We start from the raw sequence: 955 nt of genomic DNA, 5'->3' as shown, positions 1-955 counted from the left end.
CCTTTTTTGTCTAATCAATGACTTTCAGCGAGAGATAAGCTTTCTCACATCCGGAAGGGGTTCTGGTGTCAGCGCCGGCGACAACCCCAGCAATGGAGCCCGGTCAAGTACAGCCTGCTTCGCACAGTCATGAACCGGAGATTTCCAGGGCGTATCACCGATAATGACGTTACTGCTGCCGGAGGCAATCATGCCGCCACAGCCAATCGCATCACCGAGTCGTGCGGCGGGTTTCCCGTTAAAACGAACCGTTGATGACCCCGCTGAAATCGCCCGCGAATGCATACCATGCGGCGTGTTGGGGCACGGGCAACCATGGAGGGCCACCGCATCGCCCTGACGGGCAGCCGGCACCCCGTTGATACGAATATCGGGACTTCCTTCAATCACGGGCGTATCCGGAAAACACGCGTGGCCTTGTCCGGTATCTCCCAGTCGTGCAGCGCCTGGCATAATGCCTCCTTAAGGGCGTAATGGAGCATCCGGCAGCGAAGGCGCCGCCGGTGATTCAGGTTTAACAGAGACCGGGGCTGTCCCGACGCCCGGGCTTCCCCCTTCATTCACTTTGACAAGATTGCCCTGCAGGGTAATGCCCGAGTCATCTATCTTCATAAACCCTCCCGGCCCTTTGACGGTGAAGGATTGCCCCGCTTCCAGTACGATATCAGTGGCTTTGAGGTAATGATCGCTATTCACCACCGTGCGCTGGTTAGCGCCAATGATGGCCTCTTCTGAGCCGGTAAGCGTGGTCTGACGACTGCCTTCAATACGGGTCACTTCACCGCCGCCGATAAAACGCTTAAAAGACTGAGTGATGCTCTGGATAAAATTGCGACCAATGGACTGATGATGATCCTGGTGGATCAGCTCATAATCATCCTGACCCACGGTACGGTGACTGTGCCTTTCGATACGTTCAAACTTATCCTGCACAACGCTCAGATGCTGGTCGTTG

The 955-nt window shown here is 55.8% G+C and carries 2 pseudogenes; both read right to left on the bottom strand.

The annotated features are described in order from the left end of the window. Positions 1 to 63: 63 nt before the first annotated feature. Positions 64 to 453: pseudogene (locus DEO48_RS15660) on the bottom strand (PAAR domain-containing protein); the annotation flags it as partial. 9 nt (positions 454 to 462) lie between these two features. Continuing rightward, a pseudogene (locus DEO48_RS26815) lies at positions 463 to 955 on the bottom strand (type VI secretion system tip protein VgrG); the annotation flags it as partial.

Source organism: Enterobacter sp. CGMCC 5087 (assembly GCF_003144775.1).
Taxonomy (GTDB): Bacteria; Pseudomonadota; Gammaproteobacteria; order Enterobacterales; family Enterobacteriaceae; genus Enterobacter; species Enterobacter cloacae_M.
The sequence above is the reverse complement of the archived record's forward strand: the minus strand, read 5'-3'. Positions and strand labels throughout refer to the sequence as shown.